Here is a 17,191-nt window from a genome sequence, read left to right as displayed (position 1 = left end):
GATAAAGGGTAAAAGGCAGCGTCTGGGGTCAAAGGGTTTTGTCGAGCACGGCGAGCAATTGGTCGATTTGCGCTTCGGTGTTGAGCAGGCCCGGTGCGGTGCGGATCACCGGCCCGACGTCGCGTTCGACGGCATCGCAAATCACGCGGTTGGCCATCAGGTAGGCGGCGATTTTGTCGCTGTCCCTGCCCTTGACCCGGAAGAAGGTGAAACCGGCTGACAGTTCGGGGCTCAGCGGCGTGACCAGTTCGATCTGCGGCCGCGCCTGCAGGCGTTTTTTCAAGTAGCTGTTCAGCGCATGGATGCGCCCCTGAACCTCGGCCTTGCCCAGTTGCAAGTGCAACTTGAAGGCTTCGTTCAGCGCCCAGCGGTGTTCGAAGGCGTGATAACCGCCGGGGGTCATGGTGGTGGAGAAATGCTCGGCTTCGGAGAAGGTCGGGATGATCGGCGTGACGTATTTGACCTCGGTGCTACGGCTGCACACGATGCCGGTGCCGCGCGGGCCGAACATCCATTTGTGGGTGCCGGCAATAAAGAAGTCGCAGTTCATCGCCGGGAAGCCCAGGTCATCGACCCCGAAGCCGTGCACGCCGTCGACCAGGTAGATGATTCGGTCCTGGTCTTTGCGATGACGGTTGTGCTTGTCCACCAGGGCGCCGATCTCGCTGATCGGGGTTTTCACGCCGCTGCCCGATTGCACCCAGGTCATGCCGAGCACCCGGGTTTGCGGTTTGATGCTGCGGTCGATGGACGCGAGGATTTCTTCCTGGGTGACGGTCTGCGGGTCCTTGAACAACGTGATCTTGCGCACCTTGGTGCCATCCCGTTGCGTGCGCAGTTCGAGGAGGGTGTGGGTCGCGTAGTGTTCGTGGACGGTGGTGAGGATTTCCTGATCGGGGCGCACGTGCACACCGCCGTAAATCATCGCCAGGCCTTCGGTGGTGCTGCCGGTCAGGGCGATTTGCTTCGGGTCGGCTTGCAGGTATTTACCGGCCCAGACCCGCACGTCCTCTTCGCGCTGTTCGATAACGCCCAGGTCCCAATCCATCGCCAGCCCCGGATTTTTGTCCAGTGCGGCGCGGTGCATCTCGATCGCATCACGCACCGGTTTTGGGTGGGTGGTGATCAGGAAATTGGAGAAGTGCAGGCAGTCCGGGTCCTGATTGAACAACTGGCGCAACTGCGCCCATTTGTCCCGTGGCAGCGGCGCGATGCTGGCGGCGTTGGCGACGTTTTGCAGCCCCGCGCCCAGCGGCAATGCGGCCGCAAGAATCCCGGCCTGCTTGAGGAAGTCTCGACGATTACTCATGGCTTGCTGGCATCCCGAGCTGAAATCAGGGCGGGTTTGGCGGCTTTTTCCACCTGATCCCAGACCCGCAGGAAGTTGCCGCCCCAGAGTTTGGCAATGTCGGCCTCGGAGTAACCGCGCGACAGCAGCTCGGCGGTGACGTTGCGGATTTCGCCGACGTTCTCCCAACCTTTGACGCCGCCGCCCTCGTTGAAATCGGAGCTGATGCCGACGTGGTCGATGCCGATCTTGCGCACGGTGTATTCGATGGCGTCGCCCAGGTCCTTGAGGCTGGCCTTCGGTTCTTCGTCGAGGATCGCGTAGAGCTGACCGGCGTATTCGCCGAACTTCTGCTCGGACCACGCGGCGATGATCGGGTCGCCCGGCATCAAGGCGTAGGCGAGGTTAGGCAGTGGCGGCAGGTCGAAGCGGGCGCGCAGGGTGTTGAGCTTGTCCTGGGTCAGTTGGCTCAGCGGTCGCAAGTACTGGGAGAAGCCAACGATTTGCACCACGCCGCCGCTGTTCTTGATCAGCTGCAATTCCTTGTCGCTGAGGTTGCGTGGAATATCGACCATCGCCCGTGGCGCCGAGTGCGAGGCCACCAGCGGTGTGCGGCTCAATTGCGCGACTTGCTCCAGGGCTTTGGTCGACATCTGCGAGACGTCGATGATCACGCCGAGGTCGTTCAAGCGCTGCACGGCTTGCTTGCCGATGTCCGACAAACCGTCCAACGCATCCGGCGAATCATTGAAGAACGGCAGCGGGCGCGAGGAGTCGGCCCAGTCGTTGTTGCCCACGTAACTGAAGCCGAACATACGCATGCCGCGGGCGGCCCACAGGTCCAGCAGGTTCAGGTCGTGGCCCAGCGGGTAGGCATTGAGCATGCTGATGAAGATCGCGAACTTGCCTTCGCCGTGCAGGCGCCGGAAATCGGCCGGGCTGTAGGCGATGGCGACTTGATTGGGGAAGTCGCGGACCATGCCGGAGATGATCTTGTAGCGGATCTCTTGCTGGTTACGCGCTTCGGCGACGAACCCGGCGGTGGGTTTGTGCGGCGCGTTGGGGCCGTTCCACAGTTCCGGCCAGCCGAAGATTGTCAGGGCTGCGCCGGACAGGCGTCCGCGATTGGCCTTGACCAGGTCGAACTGGCCGCTGCCATCCTTGTCGATTTCGTTGCCGGTGGTGCCAAATTCCTGCGGCACGGTGATGTGGCTGTCAAACGAGAGCATCCGCTCATGGAGTTCATCGGCCTGCTGAAGCACCTTGAGCGGGTAACCGGGGTTGTCTTTGAACCAGTGATCCCAAACCGCAAAACCTGCACCGGCACTGATCGCCAGGGCCAGCGGCAGGCCGATGTAAAGAGCCTTTTTCGAACGTGGTTTTGTCATTGCCATCTCAGTCAGGTTCGCCGCCCCGGTGCAGGCGCAGGGGCCTTTGCTATCTGGGAAGAACGAGTGATCGGCAGAGGAATTTAGGTGTCGCCGAAAAGATCGCAGCCTTCGGCAGCGCCTGCTTTGGAGCGCATACCCTTGTAGGAGCTGCCGAAGGCTGCGATCTTTTCGGGAACAGCATAAATTTGTGCCGGGGATGAACGTCCTAGCTTGGATAAAGCCTGCTTTCATGGCTGACACAGGTAGGGCAATGACGATTTCTCGACGATGGTTCATGGCGGGCCTGGCGCTGACCGGCGCGGCCGTGCCTGCAGCTTTTTATGGGCATCGCGAATGGACGAAGCCGGACCCGACGATGACTCCCGGTGAAGCGTCGTTCGATGTGGCAGATGTCGCCGGCCAGCGCCTGGCGGATGCCTTGCGTGGGGTCTGGACGATTCGTTTTGACGGTCGCGATGCCGGCCTCGACGGCTTGCCACGGGACGGGCTCGAAGTGTTTCTCGACATTGGCCACAAGGGCCGTGGTGTCACCGGGTTTCTCGACACGGCCGAGCGTTTGCGCACCAGCGACGTGCCGCGCTATCGAATCGTCGGCGACCTGGCCGATGCCAATGCTGCGCAGTTGAGCTGGCGACTGGTTGGCGTCAACGGCACCACCGATTACCAATTCAACATGGACCTGGATGAAGTCTGGGCCGCGTTTGGCAATGCCGGCATTGGCAGCCTCAGTGGTCGGGTGCTGCGCCTGGACCGGCCGTTGGCCCTGCCGATGCAGGACAATCGCTTCCTCGCGGTCAAGCGGGTTTTCCCCGAAGCCCGCGAGCGCACCGGGTTGACCCCGATGTTATTGGCCTGGCTGGTGTCGCCGGAACATCGGTTGTTTCACCAGCTCTGGCACGCGTCCCGGGACAAATGGCACACCCTGCCCGACGAAAAGCGCGATGCCCTGCGCGGCATCGGCTGGCAGCCGGGCCCCTGGGACAGCGAGCGCGATGCCCGAGGCGCACGCAAGGATCGCAACGGTTCCGGGATCGACTTCTTCTTCATGCACCGGCACATGCTCGGCACTGCACGCTCGATGCAGGACTTGCCGTCCTGGCAGTACTTTCCGTTGCCACAACCGGAGCTTATCCGTGATCGCCCCGGTTTCGCCCGTTACTTCGACAACCACGACGGTACGTCGCTGCCGCCGACCTGGCTGGCCGAAGGTGATGACGAATACACCCAGTGGGTCGCCGACCTCAAGACCGCCGAGACGTATCAAAGCAACTTCCAGGTCTGGGAATCCCGGTACCGCGACCCGCAATACCTGTCGACGCTGACCCTTGGCCAGTTCGGTTCCGAAGTGGAGCTGGGGCTGCACGACTGGCTGCACATGCGCTGGGCGTCAGTGCCGCGTGACCCTTCGAATGGTCAACCGGTGCCACTCGCCCGTGACCTCGACGACTTTGCGGCGCGTTGGTTTGCCCCGGAAAACGACTTCCTCGGCGATCCGTTTTCGTCCCACGTGAACCCGGTGTTCTGGCACTTTCATGGCTGGATCGACGACCGCGTCGAAGACTGGTTTCGCGCCCATGAGCGCTTCCATCCGGGTGAAGTCGGCCGGCTGGAAGTCAACGGTGTGCACTGGTTTGCGCCTGGGCGCTGGGTTGAAGTCGATGACCCGTGGCTCGGTCCGGTGACTCATGGTTGCAGCACCACGCCGGGATTGCAGGTCGGAAAATCAGTGGAAATGGACCCGGAAACCATGAAGCTGGCGCTGCGCATTACCTTTGCCAGCGACGAAAAGAAACTCGCCGACCTGTTCCGCCGCGTGCCGAAACGGCCGTGGTATGCGCGGAATTTGAAGGCCAAAGAACGCCAGGCCTGAGTACCGCGTCATCGTTCATCGCGAGCAGGCTCACTCCCACACTGGATCTAAGTCGTACGCAAACTCTGCGGCCACTGAACATCAACTGTGGGAGCGGGCTTGTTCGCGAAGAGGCCTTCACATTCACCTTCTCAGTCGACGGTCAGACCGCCTTCGCGAGCAAACCCGCTCCCACACTGGATCTAAGTCGTACGCAAACTCTGCGGCCACTGAACATCAACCGTGGGAGCGGGCTTGTTCGCGAAGAGGCCTTCACATTCACCTTCTCAGTCGACGGTCAGACCACCTTCGCGAGCAAGCCCGCTCCCACACTGGATCTAAGTCGTACGCAAACTCTGCGGCCACTGAACATCAACCGTGGGAGCGGGCTTGCTCGCGAAGAGGCCTTCACATTCACCTTCTCAGTCGACGGTCAGACCGCCTTCGCGAGCAAACCCGCTCCCACACTGGATCTAAGTCGTACGCAAACTCTGCGGCCACTGAACATCAACTGTGGGAGCGGGCTTGTTCGCGAAGAGGCCTTCACATTCACCTTCTCAGTCGACGGTCAGACCGCATTCGCGAGCAAGCCCGCTCCCACACTGGATCTAAGTCGTACGCAAACTCTGCGGCCACTGAACATCAACTGTGGGAGCGGGCTTGCTCGCGAAGAGGCCTTCACATTCACCTTCTCAGTCGACGGTCAGACCGCATTCGCGAGCAAGCCCGCTCCCACACTGGATCTAAGTCGTACGCAAACTCTGCGGCCACTGAACATCAACTGTGGGAGCGGGCTTGTTCGCGAAGAGGCCTTCACATTCACCTTCTCAGTCGACGGTCAGACCGCCTTCGCGAGCAAACCCGCTCCCATACTGGATCTAAGTCGTACGCAAACTCTGCGGCCACTGAACATCAACCGTGGGAGCGGGCTTGCTCGCGAAGAGGCCTTCACATTCACCTTCTCAGTCGACGGTCAGACCGCCTTCGCGAGCAAACCCGCTCCCACAGGGGGTCTTCAGCGTTCACAAATAATGTGTTCGCCATAGATCCAGTGTGGGAGCGAGCCTGCTCGCGAAGGCGTCCGAACACTCACCGCCATCACATCGCTTGCCACCCGCCACCCAGCGCCTTGTACAACGCCACGCTGGCCTGCACTCGCGCCAGTTTCAGCTGCACATTCATATCCTGCGCCGCATACAGCGTGCGCTGGGTCTCCAGCACCGTTAGCAAATCTTCAGCGCCTGCCTGATAACGGCTTTGGGCAATGTTGAACGCGGTCTGCGCCTGGCTCAGTTCTTCGCGTTGCCACTGGCGTTGTTCGTCCAGCCCGCGAATGCTGTTCAGGGCTTTTTCGACGTCGGTCAAACCGTTGATGATGGCCCCGCGATAGATCTCCAGCAGTTCTTGCTGGCGCGCCGTGGCTTTGTCGCGTTCGGCGCCGAGGCGGCCGTTGTTGAAGATTGGCGCCAGCAGGCCCGCGGTGAGGTTGTAGAACGGGCTGCGCATGATATCGCCGGCACTGTTCGCCCCGGAGCCGAGGCTGGCGCTGAGGGTCACGGCCGGCAGCATGGCGGCGCGGGCTACGGTGACGTCGGCCTGGGCGGCGGCCAGTTGCGCTTCGGCGCGGGCAATGTCCGGGCGGCGGGCCAGCAATTCACTGGGCACGCCTGTGCCAATGACCGGCCACTGCAAGTGATCGAAGGATTCGTCGATGGGCACCAGTTGTTGAATCGGTCGTCCGAGGAGGGCCGCGAGGCTGATCAGCGCCTCCTGGGCTTGTTGCTGCACCGCCGGCAATTGCCGTTGCTGCGCCGCGACCAGGCTTTTCTGTTGGGCCAGTTCCAGCGCGGTGGCAGAACCTGCATCAAAGCGGGTTTGCACCCGTTTCAAAACGCTCTGGGCATTGGCCAGGTTAAGTTCGGCAATTCGTCCTTGTTCGCGCAGCGATAGGGTCTGCGCATAGCGGTTGGCTACGGCGCTGAGCAAGGTCAGTTCCACGGTGGCTTGATCGAACTCGCTGGCCTTCAGCCCGAACTGTGCACTGTCGCGGGACGCGCGTTTAGCGCCCCAGAAGTCGATTTCGTAAGTGGCACTGAGGTTGGCGTCGAAGTAGTCCACCGCGTTGTTACTGCTGTCGGCATCGAGCTGGCTGTAGCCCTTGCCGTGCAGCAGTTTCTGACGGTTGGCGTTGGCTCCAGCCGAGACCTGCGGCAGCAACGAACCGCCGGCAATCACCGTGCCGGCCTGGGCCTGACGCACTCGGGCGACCGCCGCCGCCAGGTCGAAACTGCCGGCCCGCGCCTGTTCGATCAGGCGATCCAGTGACGGGCTGCCAAACCGGGTCCACCATTGCGCATTGCTGTGCACGGCGCTTTCGCGGTGCGGGGATTGCCAGGTGGCGGGTGGAACGAGGCTGCTGTCCGGGAGCGGGCCAGGGCTGGCGCATGCACCGAGCAGCAGGCAGAGGGTCAACAGACTCAATGGCGGCTTCATAGATCGATCATTCACTGGTAAGGGCCGTGACCGGGTCGAGCCGGGCAGCTTTGCGGGCCGGCATGAAGCCGAAGACAACCCCGGTAACGAGGGCGCAGCCGAAGGCACCGAGCCCCGCCATCAAGGAAAACGCCACGGCGACTTCACTGAGCACCAGCACACCACCCACGATCAGCGCCAGGCCGATCCCGGCAATGCCGCCGACCACCGAGAGCATCACCGCTTCCGTGAGGAACTGGCGCAGGATGTCGCGTTGACGGGCGCCGGTGGCCATGCGGATGCCGATTTCGCGGGTCCGTTCGCGCACAGTCATGAGCATGATGTTCATCACGCCAATGCCACCCACCAGCAACGAGATCGCGGCAATCGAGCCAAGCATCAGCGACAGGGTGTTCTGGGTCCGGGCTTCGGCCTGGATCATCGCCGCGTTGTTGGTCAGTTCGAAATCCTGCTTGCCGTCGTGCAGGCGCAGCATCAGCTCGCGGATGGCGACTTCCGCTTCCCTGACCTTGCGTGCGTCGGCGGTGGCGATGGCCACGTATTCAGGGTTGAGTGTGCCGAACAGCCTGACACTGGCCGCCGAGTACGGAATGGCGATCCGGTTGTCGCTGTCGGAGTCGCCAGAACTGGCGCCTTTTTCGGCGAGTACGCCGATCACTTGGAATGGCACGTTTTCGATCAGAATGTACTGGCCGATGGGGTTGGGGACATCCTTGAGCAATTTGCTGCGAACCTTGTGTCCGATCACCGCGACGGCCGCGGCATTTTTTCATCGGCCTCGGTGAAGTAGCTGCCCTGAACCACCGGCCAGTTGAAAATCGTCGGGAAATTAGTGTCATTGCCGCCGACGTAACTCATGTGGTCGACGTTGCCGTAACGCACGCCGGCCTCGGCGCCATTGACCGGCATGATCCGCTTCACTTGCGCCAGGCTGGCCAGTGCGGCGACGTCCGCCAGGGTGACGACGCCGGGCGGGGTGCGCGGGTTCGGTGCCGAGCCGCTGAGGTAAATGATGTTCGAGCCGAAGGCGCCCATTTGTGCCATGACCTGGCGCTTGCTGCCTTCGCCGACCGCCAGCATCACCACCACCGACGCCACGCCGATGATGATCCCGAGCAAGGTCAGCGCCGTGCGAAAGCGGTTGATCCACATCACACGCCACGCCGCGTGCACCGCATCAATCAGCTCGCCTTTCCAGGCCCCGGTGGCCTCGGCGCCGGCGCTGAGGCGCTTGCGCAAATCCACCGCTTGCAACGCGCCGGGGTTGGCCGAGGTTTGCACCGTTGGGTCGTCGCGTGCGCTGTCGCTGATGATCAAGCCATCGCGGATCTCGATGATGCGCTTGGCCCGGGCCGCCACTTCGCGGTCGTGGGTGATGAGGATGACCACATGGCCCTGGCTCGCCAATTCGTCTAGCAAGGTCATCACCTCGGCGCCGCTGTGGCTGTCGAGGGCGCCGGTGGGTTCGTCGGCGAGGATGATGTGGCCGCCGTTCATCAAGGCGCGGGCGATGGACACTCGTTGTTGCTGGCCGCCGGAGAGCTGGTGCGGCCGGTTGCCGGTGCGCGAGGCCAGCCCGAGGCGGTCGAGCAGGGCGGCGGCGCGGGCGTGGCGTTCGGCCGCCGGGATGCCGGCATAGATGGCCGGCATCTCGACGTTTTCCTGGGCCGAGCCGGACGGAATCAGGTGATAACCCTGGAACACAAAACCAAACGCCTCGCGGCGCAGCCAAGCCAGCTCATCACTGTCGAGCCCGGCGACATTTTCTCCGGCGAAGCGGTATTCGCCCGAGGTCGGTCGGTCGAGGCAGCCGAGGATGTTCATCAGCGTCGATTTGCCGGAACCGGAAGCACCGACAATCGCGACGAACTCGCCGGCATGAATCGACAGGTCGATGCCGCGCAACACGTGAACTTGCGGGGCGTCGCCGCCACCGTAGGCTTTGCGGATGTCCTGCAGGTCGATCAGAGGCGTCTGCATTCAGCCGCCACTCCCGTCAGCCGGGCCGATCAGCAGGTGATCGCCTTCGTTGAGGCCATCGAGGATCTGCACTTTCAGACGATCGCTGATACCGGTGCGCACGTCCCGTTGCTGGATGTCACCGTTTTTGGCGACGACCCGGGCGGTCTGCCTGTCGGGCTGCGAGCCGTCCTGCAATGCGGCAATCGGTGCGCTCAGAACGTTTTTCGCCTGGCTGGAGACGAAGAATACTTGGGTGGTCATTTGCGCCATCAAGGCGTTGTCGGCGTTGTCGACGTCGAGCAATACGGTGTAGAGCACCACGCGGCCGGTGCCGCTTTTACTCGAACTGGCGGGGCTGCCGCCGCCCTGGCCGGTCTGGTCCAGCGGCTTGGGCGGGATCGGCAAGATCTGCCGCACGCTGCTGGTCCAGCGGCGGTTGCCGCCACTGAGGGTGGTGAACCAGGCGTGCATGCCGGGTTTGACGTGGCCGATGTCAGCCTCCGAGACCTCGGCCCAAACCGTCATCGGCGACAGTTTGGCGATGCGCAGAATCAACGGTGTTTGTTGCTGAGCATTGAGGGTCTGGCCTTCCCGGGCATCGAGGGCGACCACCGTTCCGCTCATCGGTGCATAAATGCGCGTGTAGCCGAGTTCGGCCTGATCACTGCGCAGGCTGGCCTGGGCCTGGCGGATTTGCGCCTGGAACATGTCGACCCGAGCCTGGGTGGCGCGCAGTTCGGCCTGGGCGGTTTGCACGTCTTCGTCGCGGGTGGCGCCGCCAGCGGCCAGATGTTGTTGGCGCTGGAATTTTTGCCGGGCCAGTTCGTGCTGCGCCCGTTGCTCCTGAAGCTGGGCCTTGAGGTTGTCGATGGAAAAACGCCCGGCGTCGAGCTTGGCTTGCTGGGTGGACGGATCGATTTCCACCAACAAATCGCCTTCCTTGACCACGTCGCCGACCTCCACATGAAGCGTGTGGATCTGCCCCGATGCCTGGGCGCCGACGTCGACGTAACGCCGCGGTTGCAGGGTGCCCAGGGCGGTGACGCTGCTTTCAATATCCCCGCGTGTGACTTGAACCGTGGCGAACTGATCGCGACCGGGCGGGATGATCTGCCAGGCAGCGACGGCGATAACGGGGATCAGACACAGGGCTACAAGCAGGGCGCGTCGGGTGTGTCGGGGACGTTTCATGCAGGGTTCCGGCCAAAGGAAATCGGCCCGTCGTTCAGGCGGCGCGCACATCTGGGCGACAGCCAAACGCTGTCGGGGAGCCGACAGACACGGGGAGCTGTCCTGTAAACGAGGAGAGAAGGGCGCAATTTAAGCGCGGACACACAGAGTTACAGGGATAGCGCCGCACTATTTGTCGGGCAAACCGAATCAGTACTTTAAATCTATATGAGAATTACTATAAATTACGCGACTCAAATTGCCATCATCGTGCCGTTGCCCATTCGGCAGTCGCGGATCTGGCTCAAGGACAGAAGCCGCACTCCCAGCGGTCGGGAGTCATGTTGGAAAACTACTATCGCGAGCTGGTGTGTTTCCTGAACGCCAAGCTGGGCAACCGTCAGGTGGCCGAAGATGTGGTGCATGACGCTTATGTGCGGGTACTGGAGCGTTCCAGCGACACGCCGATCGAGCAGCCCCGGGCGTTTCTCTATCGCACCGCACTCAATCTGGTGATCGACGACCATCGGCGCAATGCCCTGCGTCAGGTCGAATCCCTGGAAGTGCTCGATACCGAAGAGCGCTACTTCATTCCCTCGCCGCACCATTGCCTCGACCACGGTCAGCGCCTGGAAATGCTCCAGCGTGCCTTGGCCGAACTGCCACGGCTGTGCCGCGAGAGCTTCCTGCTGCGCAAGATCGATGGCCTGTCGCACCCGGAGATCGCCGAACGGCTGGGCATTTCCCGGGCGCTGGTGGAGAAGCATATCGTCAACGCCATGAAACACTGCCGGGTGCGAATCAAGCAGTGGGATGCCCATTGATCCCTTGCGATTAAATTTTTTTCATTGTCCTCGTTCCTACTCAACAGACGATCTGCTGTCCCGCCCAAGGCCGGTCAGGTCACCCAGGCTTTATCCCCACGGTTGAGGGGTTCATCCAGAGGACACTGGAAATGACACAGGCAATTGCATCGCCCATCGTTCACGACCTGATCGGCATCGGTTTCGGCCCGTCGAACCTGGCGCTGGCCATCGCTCTGCAAGAGCGTTCGGCGAATCAGGGTGAGCTGGATGTACTGTTTCTCGACAAGCAGGCCGACTATCGCTGGCACGGCAACACCCTGGTGGCCCAGAGCGAGTTGCAGATTTCCTTCCTCAAGGACCTGGTGACCCTGCGCAACCCGACCAGCCCGTACTCGTTCGTCAATTACCTCAAGCATCATGGCCGCCTGGTGGACTTCATCAACCTGGGCACCTTCTATCCGTGCCGCATGGAGTACAACGACTACCTGCGCTGGGTGGCCGGGCAGTTCACCGAACAGAGCCGTTACGGCGAAGACGTGCTGACCATCGAGCCGGTGCTGCACCAGCAGCAGGTCGAGGCGCTACGGGTGATTTCCCGTGATGCACTGGGTCATCAGCATGTGCGCACCACCCGCTCGGTGGTCGTCAGTGCCGGCGGCACACCGCGTATCCCCGAAGCGTTCAAGGCGCTGAAGGACGACAGTCGGGTCTTCCATCACTCCCAATACCTGGCGCAGATGGCCCAGCAGCCGTGCGTGGACAATCAACCGATGAGCATCGCGATCATCGGCGGCGGGCAGAGCGCGGCTGAAGCCTTTATCGACCTGAACGACAGCTTCCCGTCGGTGCAAGTGGACATGATCCTGCGCGGTTCGGCCCTGAAGCCGGCAGACGACAGCCCGTTCGTCAACGAAGTGTTTTCGCCGGAGTTCACCGACCTGGTGTTCCAGCAAGCGAGCAGCGAGCGCGAGCGTCTGGTCAACGAGTACCACAACACCAACTACTCGGTGGTGGACATCGACCTGATCGAACGCATCTACGGCATCTTCTATCGCCAGAAGGTCTCGGGTATCGCCCGTCATGCGTTCCGCACCCTGACCACTATCGAAAAAGCCACCGCCACCGAGCACGGTATTGAACTGGTCGTGCGCAACAACGCCACCGGCGAAGTCACGGTTCGTCATTACGACGCGGTGGTGCTCGCCACGGGTTACGAGCGCCAGATGCACCGCAAACTGCTGGCGCCGCTGGAGCAGTATCTCGGTGATTTCGACGTCGATCGCAACTACAAACTGATCACCGACGAGCGCTGCAAGGCCGGCATCTACATGCAGGGCTTCTGCCAGGCCAGCCACGGCTTGAGCGACACCTTGCTGTCGATCCTGCCGATTCGGGCCGATGAAATTGCCGGCTCCCTGTATGACCATGGCAAACACCGTGGGCACAGCCGTTCGGTGCTGGACATGTTGTTGGCGACTGCCAGCTGATAGCGGGGCGGCCCTCAAGATCGCAGCCTTCGGCAGCTCCTACAGGGTGTACGCCATCCCAATGTAGGAGCTGCCGAAGGCTGCGATCTTTTGCTTTTTCGGGCCTGAAATTGATCAATCCTGAACCCTTCCTGAACACCCCTGCGATTCCCCCGGCACACGCCCCAGCGTCGTTTACTCTCCTTGAGTCGGGGCGTAAGCTTCGCGCGATTTCTTCAATAGCGGAGACCCACAGTGGGCACTTGTTCGAGTGACAGTAGTCGGCCGGTTCAGGTAACCGGCATTTTCTCGGCAAGATAACGCGCAGTCTTTTTGTGCCGTTATCTTGCTGAAAAGCGAGTAGCGGCATTCTCTATCGCGGCCAGTGCTGGCCCGTCCCGATGTCCTCTCATCGACACTGAATCGTGTGATGTTCGACGTGCCCGTCGTCATCGCGGCGACTCAACATGCCTGCTTGACGGTTTCCCGGCTGACCCTGGGGGGCAACTGCCATGAACCTGACCTTGCTCAAGGAATTCTTCGCCGGATTCCTGCGCACCCGCCACATCGCCCGGCACTTCCGTCGCCTGGCGTTGCTGGAAAGCTTCACCGACACCACGGTCAGCCGTGAAGTACCGCCCACCCTGGCGCAAACCCTGGTGTCTGCCGCCAACAGTGACACCGGTCCATTGCTGGACAAACTCGGCAGCCACACCGATGGTTTGAGCGAGCTCGAAGCCGAGGCCCTGCGCGAGCAATATGGCCTTAACGAGGTCGAGCACGAGCAGCCGCTGCCGTGGTGGGTTCACTTGTGGCATTGCTACAAAAACCCGTTCAACCTGCTGCTGACGTTACTGGCGTTTATCTCCTGGCTGACCGAGGACGTGAAAGCCGCCGTGGTGATTTTCTCCATGGTGGTGCTCTCGACCTTGCTGCGGTTCTGGCAGGAAGCCAAGTCCAACCAGGCCGCCGATGCGCTCAAGGCGATGGTAAGTAACACCGCGACGGTCATGCGCCAGGGCGCGCAGCGCATTGAACTGCCGATCAAGCAACTGGTGCCCGGTGACCTGATCGTGCTCTCGGCCGGCGACATGATTCCGGCCGATTGCCGGGTACTCAGCGCCAAGGACCTGTTTGTCAGCCAGGCCGCCATGACCGGCGAGTCGATGCCGGTGGAAAAATTCCCCCGTCAGCAAGACCGCGACACCAGCAACCCGCTGGACCTGGACAACATCCTGTTCATGGGCACCAACGTGGTCTCGGGTGCGGCCATCGCGGTGATCCTGACCACCGGCAACAGCACCTATTTCGGTGCCTTGGCGCAGCGGGTCAGCGCTACTGACCGCACGCCGACTTCGTTTCAAACCGGGGTCAACAAGGTCAGTTGGTTGCTGATTCGCTTCATGTTCGTGATGGCGCCGCTGGTGCTGTTTATCAACGGTTTCACCAAGGGTGACTGGATGCAGGCGCTGCTGTTCGCGCTGTCCATCGCCGTCGGCCTGACCCCTGAAATGCTGCCGATGATTGTCACCTCGACCCTGGCCAAGGGGGCGGTGTTCCTCTCGCGCAAGAAAGTCATCGTCAAGCGTCTGGATGCGATCCAGAACTTCGGCGCGATGGACGTGCTGTGCACCGACAAGACCGGCACCTTGACCCAGGACAAGATTTTCCTCGCCCGGCATGTGGACGTCTGGGGCGAAGAGTCCGATGACGTGCTGGAAATGGCCTATCTCAACAGCTACTACCAGACCGGCCTGAAAAACCTGCTGGACGTGGCGGTGCTGCAACACGTCGAGGTACACCGTGAGCTGGAAGTGGCCACCGCGTTCGCCAAGGTCGACGAGGTGCCGTTCGACTTCAACCGTCGGCGCATGTCGGTGGTGGTGGCCGAGCATGATCAACAGCATCACTTGCTGGTGTGCAAGGGCGCCGTGGAAGAAATCCTCGCGGTGTGCACCCGCGTTCGGCATGGCGAAAACGACGAACCGCTGACTGAAGCACTGTTGACGCGGATTCGCGAAGTGACCGCCTCCTTCAACGAGGAAGGTCTGCGCGTGGTGGCCGTGGCGGCGCGACACACGTCCAAGGAGCAGTCGGTTTACAGCCTCGCCGACGAGCAGCAAATGACCCTGATCGGCTATGTGGCGTTCCTCGATCCGCCCAAGGAAAGCACCGCGCCGGCCCTGCGCGCGCTGGCCGAACACGGCATTGCGGTAAAAGTGCTGACCGGCGACAACGAGCTGGTGACCGCCAAGATCTGCCGCGAAGTCGGCCTGGAGCAACAAGGCCTGTTGATGGGCCGCGACGTCGAGCGAATGAGCGACGCCGAACTGGCACTGGCCGTGGAGACCACCAACGTCTTCGCCAAACTGACGCCGTCGCACAAGGAACGCATCGTCCGCTTGCTTAAAGGCAACGGCCACGTGGTCGGTTTCATGGGCGACGGCATCAACGACGCCCCGGCGCTGCGGGCTGCCGACATTGGTATTTCGGTGGACAGCGCGGTGGACATCGCCAAGGAAGCGGCCGACATCATCCTGCTGGAAAAGAGCCTGATGGTGCTGGAGGAGGGCGTGCTGGAAGGGCGCCGGACCTTCGCCAACATGCTCAAGTACATCAAAATGACCGCCAGTTCGAACTTCGGCAACGTGTTTTCGGTGCTGGTGGCCAGTGCGTTTATCCCGTTCCTGCCGATGCTGCCGATGCACCTGCTGGTGCAGAACCTGCTCTACGACATTTCGCAAATCGCCATCCCGTTCGATAACGTCGATGCCGAGATGCTGAAAAAACCACAACGCTGGCAGCCGGCGGACGTCGGGCGCTTCATGCTGTTTTTCGGTCCGATCAGTTCGATCTTCGACATCACCACGTTTGCGTTGATGTGGTACGTCTTCGACGCTAACACCCCGGACCACCAGACCCTGTTCCAGTCCGGCTGGTTTGTGGTGGGGTTGCTGACACAGACCCTGATCGTGCACATGATCCGCACGCCGAAAATCCCGTTCCTGCAGAGCCGCGCGGCCACGCCGCTGATGGTCATGACCGGGATCATCATGGCGGTCGGGATCTTCCTGCCGATGGGGCCGCTGGCGCACTACTTCAAACTGCAGGCACTGCCGTCGTTGTACTTCGTGTTCCTGCCGGTGATTTTGCTGGCGTACATGGTCCTGACCCAAGCGGTGAAGGGCTTCTATATCCGCCGGTTTGGCTGGCAGTAATCCTGCCAGTTGCAGGCGCGAGGCTTGCCCGTGAAGGCAGAGTGTCATTGAACATGGATGATGGCTGACACTCCGTCTTCGCGGGCAAGCCTCGCTCCTACGGTCATAGTTCTGGGAAATTTCCTACATGGTGGCAGGATAAATCCTTCAGTCAAATACACCTCCAATCGTCACTATTCGCGCCTTCGGGTCTGTGAAGTGATGAATGGAATATGGCCTCTCCACGTGTTCTGGTGCTGGAAAACCACGGCTTTGCCCGCAGTGTGCAGGTCAAGATGCTGCAGCGCCTGGGTGTGCGTGAAGTGTTGCAAGCCAGTGACGGCGAACAGGCTATGGTGCAGCTGCATTTGTGCGGCGGTGTCGATATTGTGTTGTGCGATCTGGCGGACAAGGGCCTCGATTGCCTGGAGTTCCTGCGCTGTGCCAGCCAGGTCGGTATGGTCCGTGCGGTCGCCTTGTGCAGCACCTTGCAACCGGAACTGCGTCGGGCGCTGGGGCAGATGGCTTCGTTGTCCGGCTTACAGCTTCTGGGCGTGATGAGCCAGCCGATACAACTGCGCTCGTTGTATACCTTGCTTCATCGTTACAACCTCAATCATGGGCTCTGTACTCCAGACGTCGTTCTGACGGAACTGCCCAGCGAAGATGAAGTGCGTCGAGGGCTGGCCCTGGGTGAGTTTCGGGCCTGGTTTCAGCCCAAGTTCGTCATGAGCCGCTCCACCATTGCCGGCGCTGAAGCACTGGTGCGCTGGGAACATCCGGCCAAAGGGGTGCTGCTGCCCAGGGATTTTCTGGGCGCGGTGCTGGCCTACGATCTGATTGATCAAATGTTCAAACAGTTACTGGAGCAGGGGCTGAGCCTGTTGGGTGTCTTGCGCCGCCAGGGTTTGAGTCTTGAGTTGTCGTTCAACCTGCATGCCTCGCAACTGGCCGACAGCGTCTTGGTCAATCACATCCAATACCGATTGCAACGCCACGGGTTCGTTGGCTCCACATTGATGTTCGAGCTGGCCGAGAACGGCCTGCTGGACCTGCCGTCCAGCACCGGGAGAACCTGTTGCGGTTGCGCATCTTGGGGTGTGGGCTGTCGATCGATGATTTTGGTGTCGGATTTTCCTCTCTTAGTCTGTTGTGCCAATTGCCTTTCAATCAGCTCAAACTCGATGGGCAATTCGTCCAGCAGCTGCGCGAACCCGGCCGACGGGCGATGATTGCCAGCACCCTGGCGCTGACCCGTTCACTGGAGATGAGCCTGGTGATCGAGGGCGTCAGCAGCCAGCGCATTCGCGATCAATTGGTGGCGATGGGGTGTGAATTGGGCCAGGGTTTTCATCTGGCCCGGCCCATGACCGGTCACGACCTGCTGCAATGGCTGGACGGGCACGGAGTGGCAAAATGAGAGCAGTTTCAAACTTGACAGAAAAAGCCGAGAAATTTCCTACACTTCAGTCGGGCTCGTGTATTTTCGAACACGGCGGCGACTGGTCAGCCATTTCATTGTTTTTTTGCGCCATGGACATTCTCGTCACCGGTTATTTCCGGCGTGTT

General features: G+C 61.4%; 8 protein-coding genes and 2 pseudogenes. 5 read left to right on the top strand and 5 right to left on the bottom strand.

Going from position 1 to position 17,191, the window contains the following annotated elements:
* Window positions 1-28: 28 nt before the first annotated feature.
* Entirely contained in the window at window positions 29-1,309 is a 1,281-nt protein-coding gene (pvdN, locus tag JFV26_RS07295) for a pyoverdine-tailoring periplasmic protein PvdN (protein ID WP_201191031.1), read from the bottom strand.
* Window positions 1,306-2,676 (bottom strand): pyoverdine-tailoring dipeptidase-like protein PvdM, encoded by a 1,371-nt coding sequence (pvdM, locus tag JFV26_RS07290; protein WP_201191029.1) that lies wholly within the window; start codon window positions 2,674-2,676, stop codon window positions 1,306-1,308. Before pvdM ends, pvdN begins: the two co-directional genes overlap by 4 nt.
* Before the next feature lie 253 nt (window positions 2,677-2,929).
* Here pvdM and pvdP point away from each other — a divergent pair, with 253 nt between their 5' ends.
* Window positions 2,930-4,549, top strand: a complete 1,620-nt coding sequence (gene pvdP, locus JFV26_RS07285; protein ID WP_201191021.1) for a pyoverdine maturation tyrosinase PvdP — start codon at window positions 2,930-2,932, stop codon at window positions 4,547-4,549.
* Between the two features lie 1,077 nt (window positions 4,550-5,626).
* On the opposite strand, the gene JFV26_RS07280 is transcribed toward pvdP, so the two are convergent.
* From JFV26_RS07280 to JFV26_RS07270, 3 genes and pseudogenes are all read right to left on the bottom strand, one after another.
* Window positions 5,627-7,021, bottom strand: coding sequence for an efflux transporter outer membrane subunit (locus JFV26_RS07280; protein WP_201191019.1), 1,395 nt, complete (start codon window positions 7,019-7,021; stop codon window positions 5,627-5,629).
* A 7-nt stretch (window positions 7,022-7,028) separates the two neighbouring features.
* Window positions 7,029-9,001, bottom strand: a pseudogene (locus JFV26_RS07275) (MacB family efflux pump subunit).
* Window positions 9,002-10,174 carry an efflux RND transporter periplasmic adaptor subunit gene (locus tag JFV26_RS07270; RefSeq protein WP_201191017.1) on the bottom strand — a complete coding sequence of 391 codons (1,173 nt, stop codon included), beginning with the start codon at window positions 10,172-10,174 and terminating at the stop codon, window positions 9,002-9,004.
* Window positions 10,175-10,494: 320 nt separating this feature from the next.
* On the opposite strand from JFV26_RS07270, the gene JFV26_RS07265 reads away from it, so the two are divergent.
* The 4 genes and pseudogenes from JFV26_RS07265 to JFV26_RS34400 all read left to right on the top strand — a co-directional run bounded on the left by JFV26_RS07265 (window position 10,495) and on the right by JFV26_RS34400 (window position 17,042).
* Window positions 10,495-10,977, top strand: coding sequence for a sigma-70 family RNA polymerase sigma factor (locus JFV26_RS07265; protein WP_201191015.1), 483 nt, complete (start codon window positions 10,495-10,497; stop codon window positions 10,975-10,977).
* 131 nt (window positions 10,978-11,108) lie between these two features.
* Window positions 11,109-12,446, top strand: coding sequence for a lysine N(6)-hydroxylase/L-ornithine N(5)-oxygenase family protein (locus JFV26_RS07260; RefSeq protein ID WP_201191013.1), 1,338 nt, complete (start codon window positions 11,109-11,111; stop codon window positions 12,444-12,446).
* A 491-nt stretch (window positions 12,447-12,937) separates the two neighbouring features.
* Window positions 12,938-15,643 (top strand): magnesium-translocating P-type ATPase, encoded by a 2,706-nt coding sequence (gene mgtA / locus JFV26_RS07255; protein ID WP_201191011.1) that lies wholly within the window; start codon window positions 12,938-12,940, stop codon window positions 15,641-15,643.
* A gap of 212 nt (window positions 15,644-15,855) precedes the next feature.
* Window positions 15,856-17,042, top strand: a pseudogene (locus JFV26_RS34400) (EAL domain-containing response regulator).
* Window positions 17,043-17,191: the final 149 nt, after the last annotated feature.

Source organism: Pseudomonas sp. TH31 (genome assembly GCF_016650815.1).
Classification (GTDB): Bacteria; Pseudomonadota; Gammaproteobacteria; order Pseudomonadales; family Pseudomonadaceae; genus Aquipseudomonas.
This window is presented reverse-complemented; position numbering and strand designations above follow the sequence as displayed.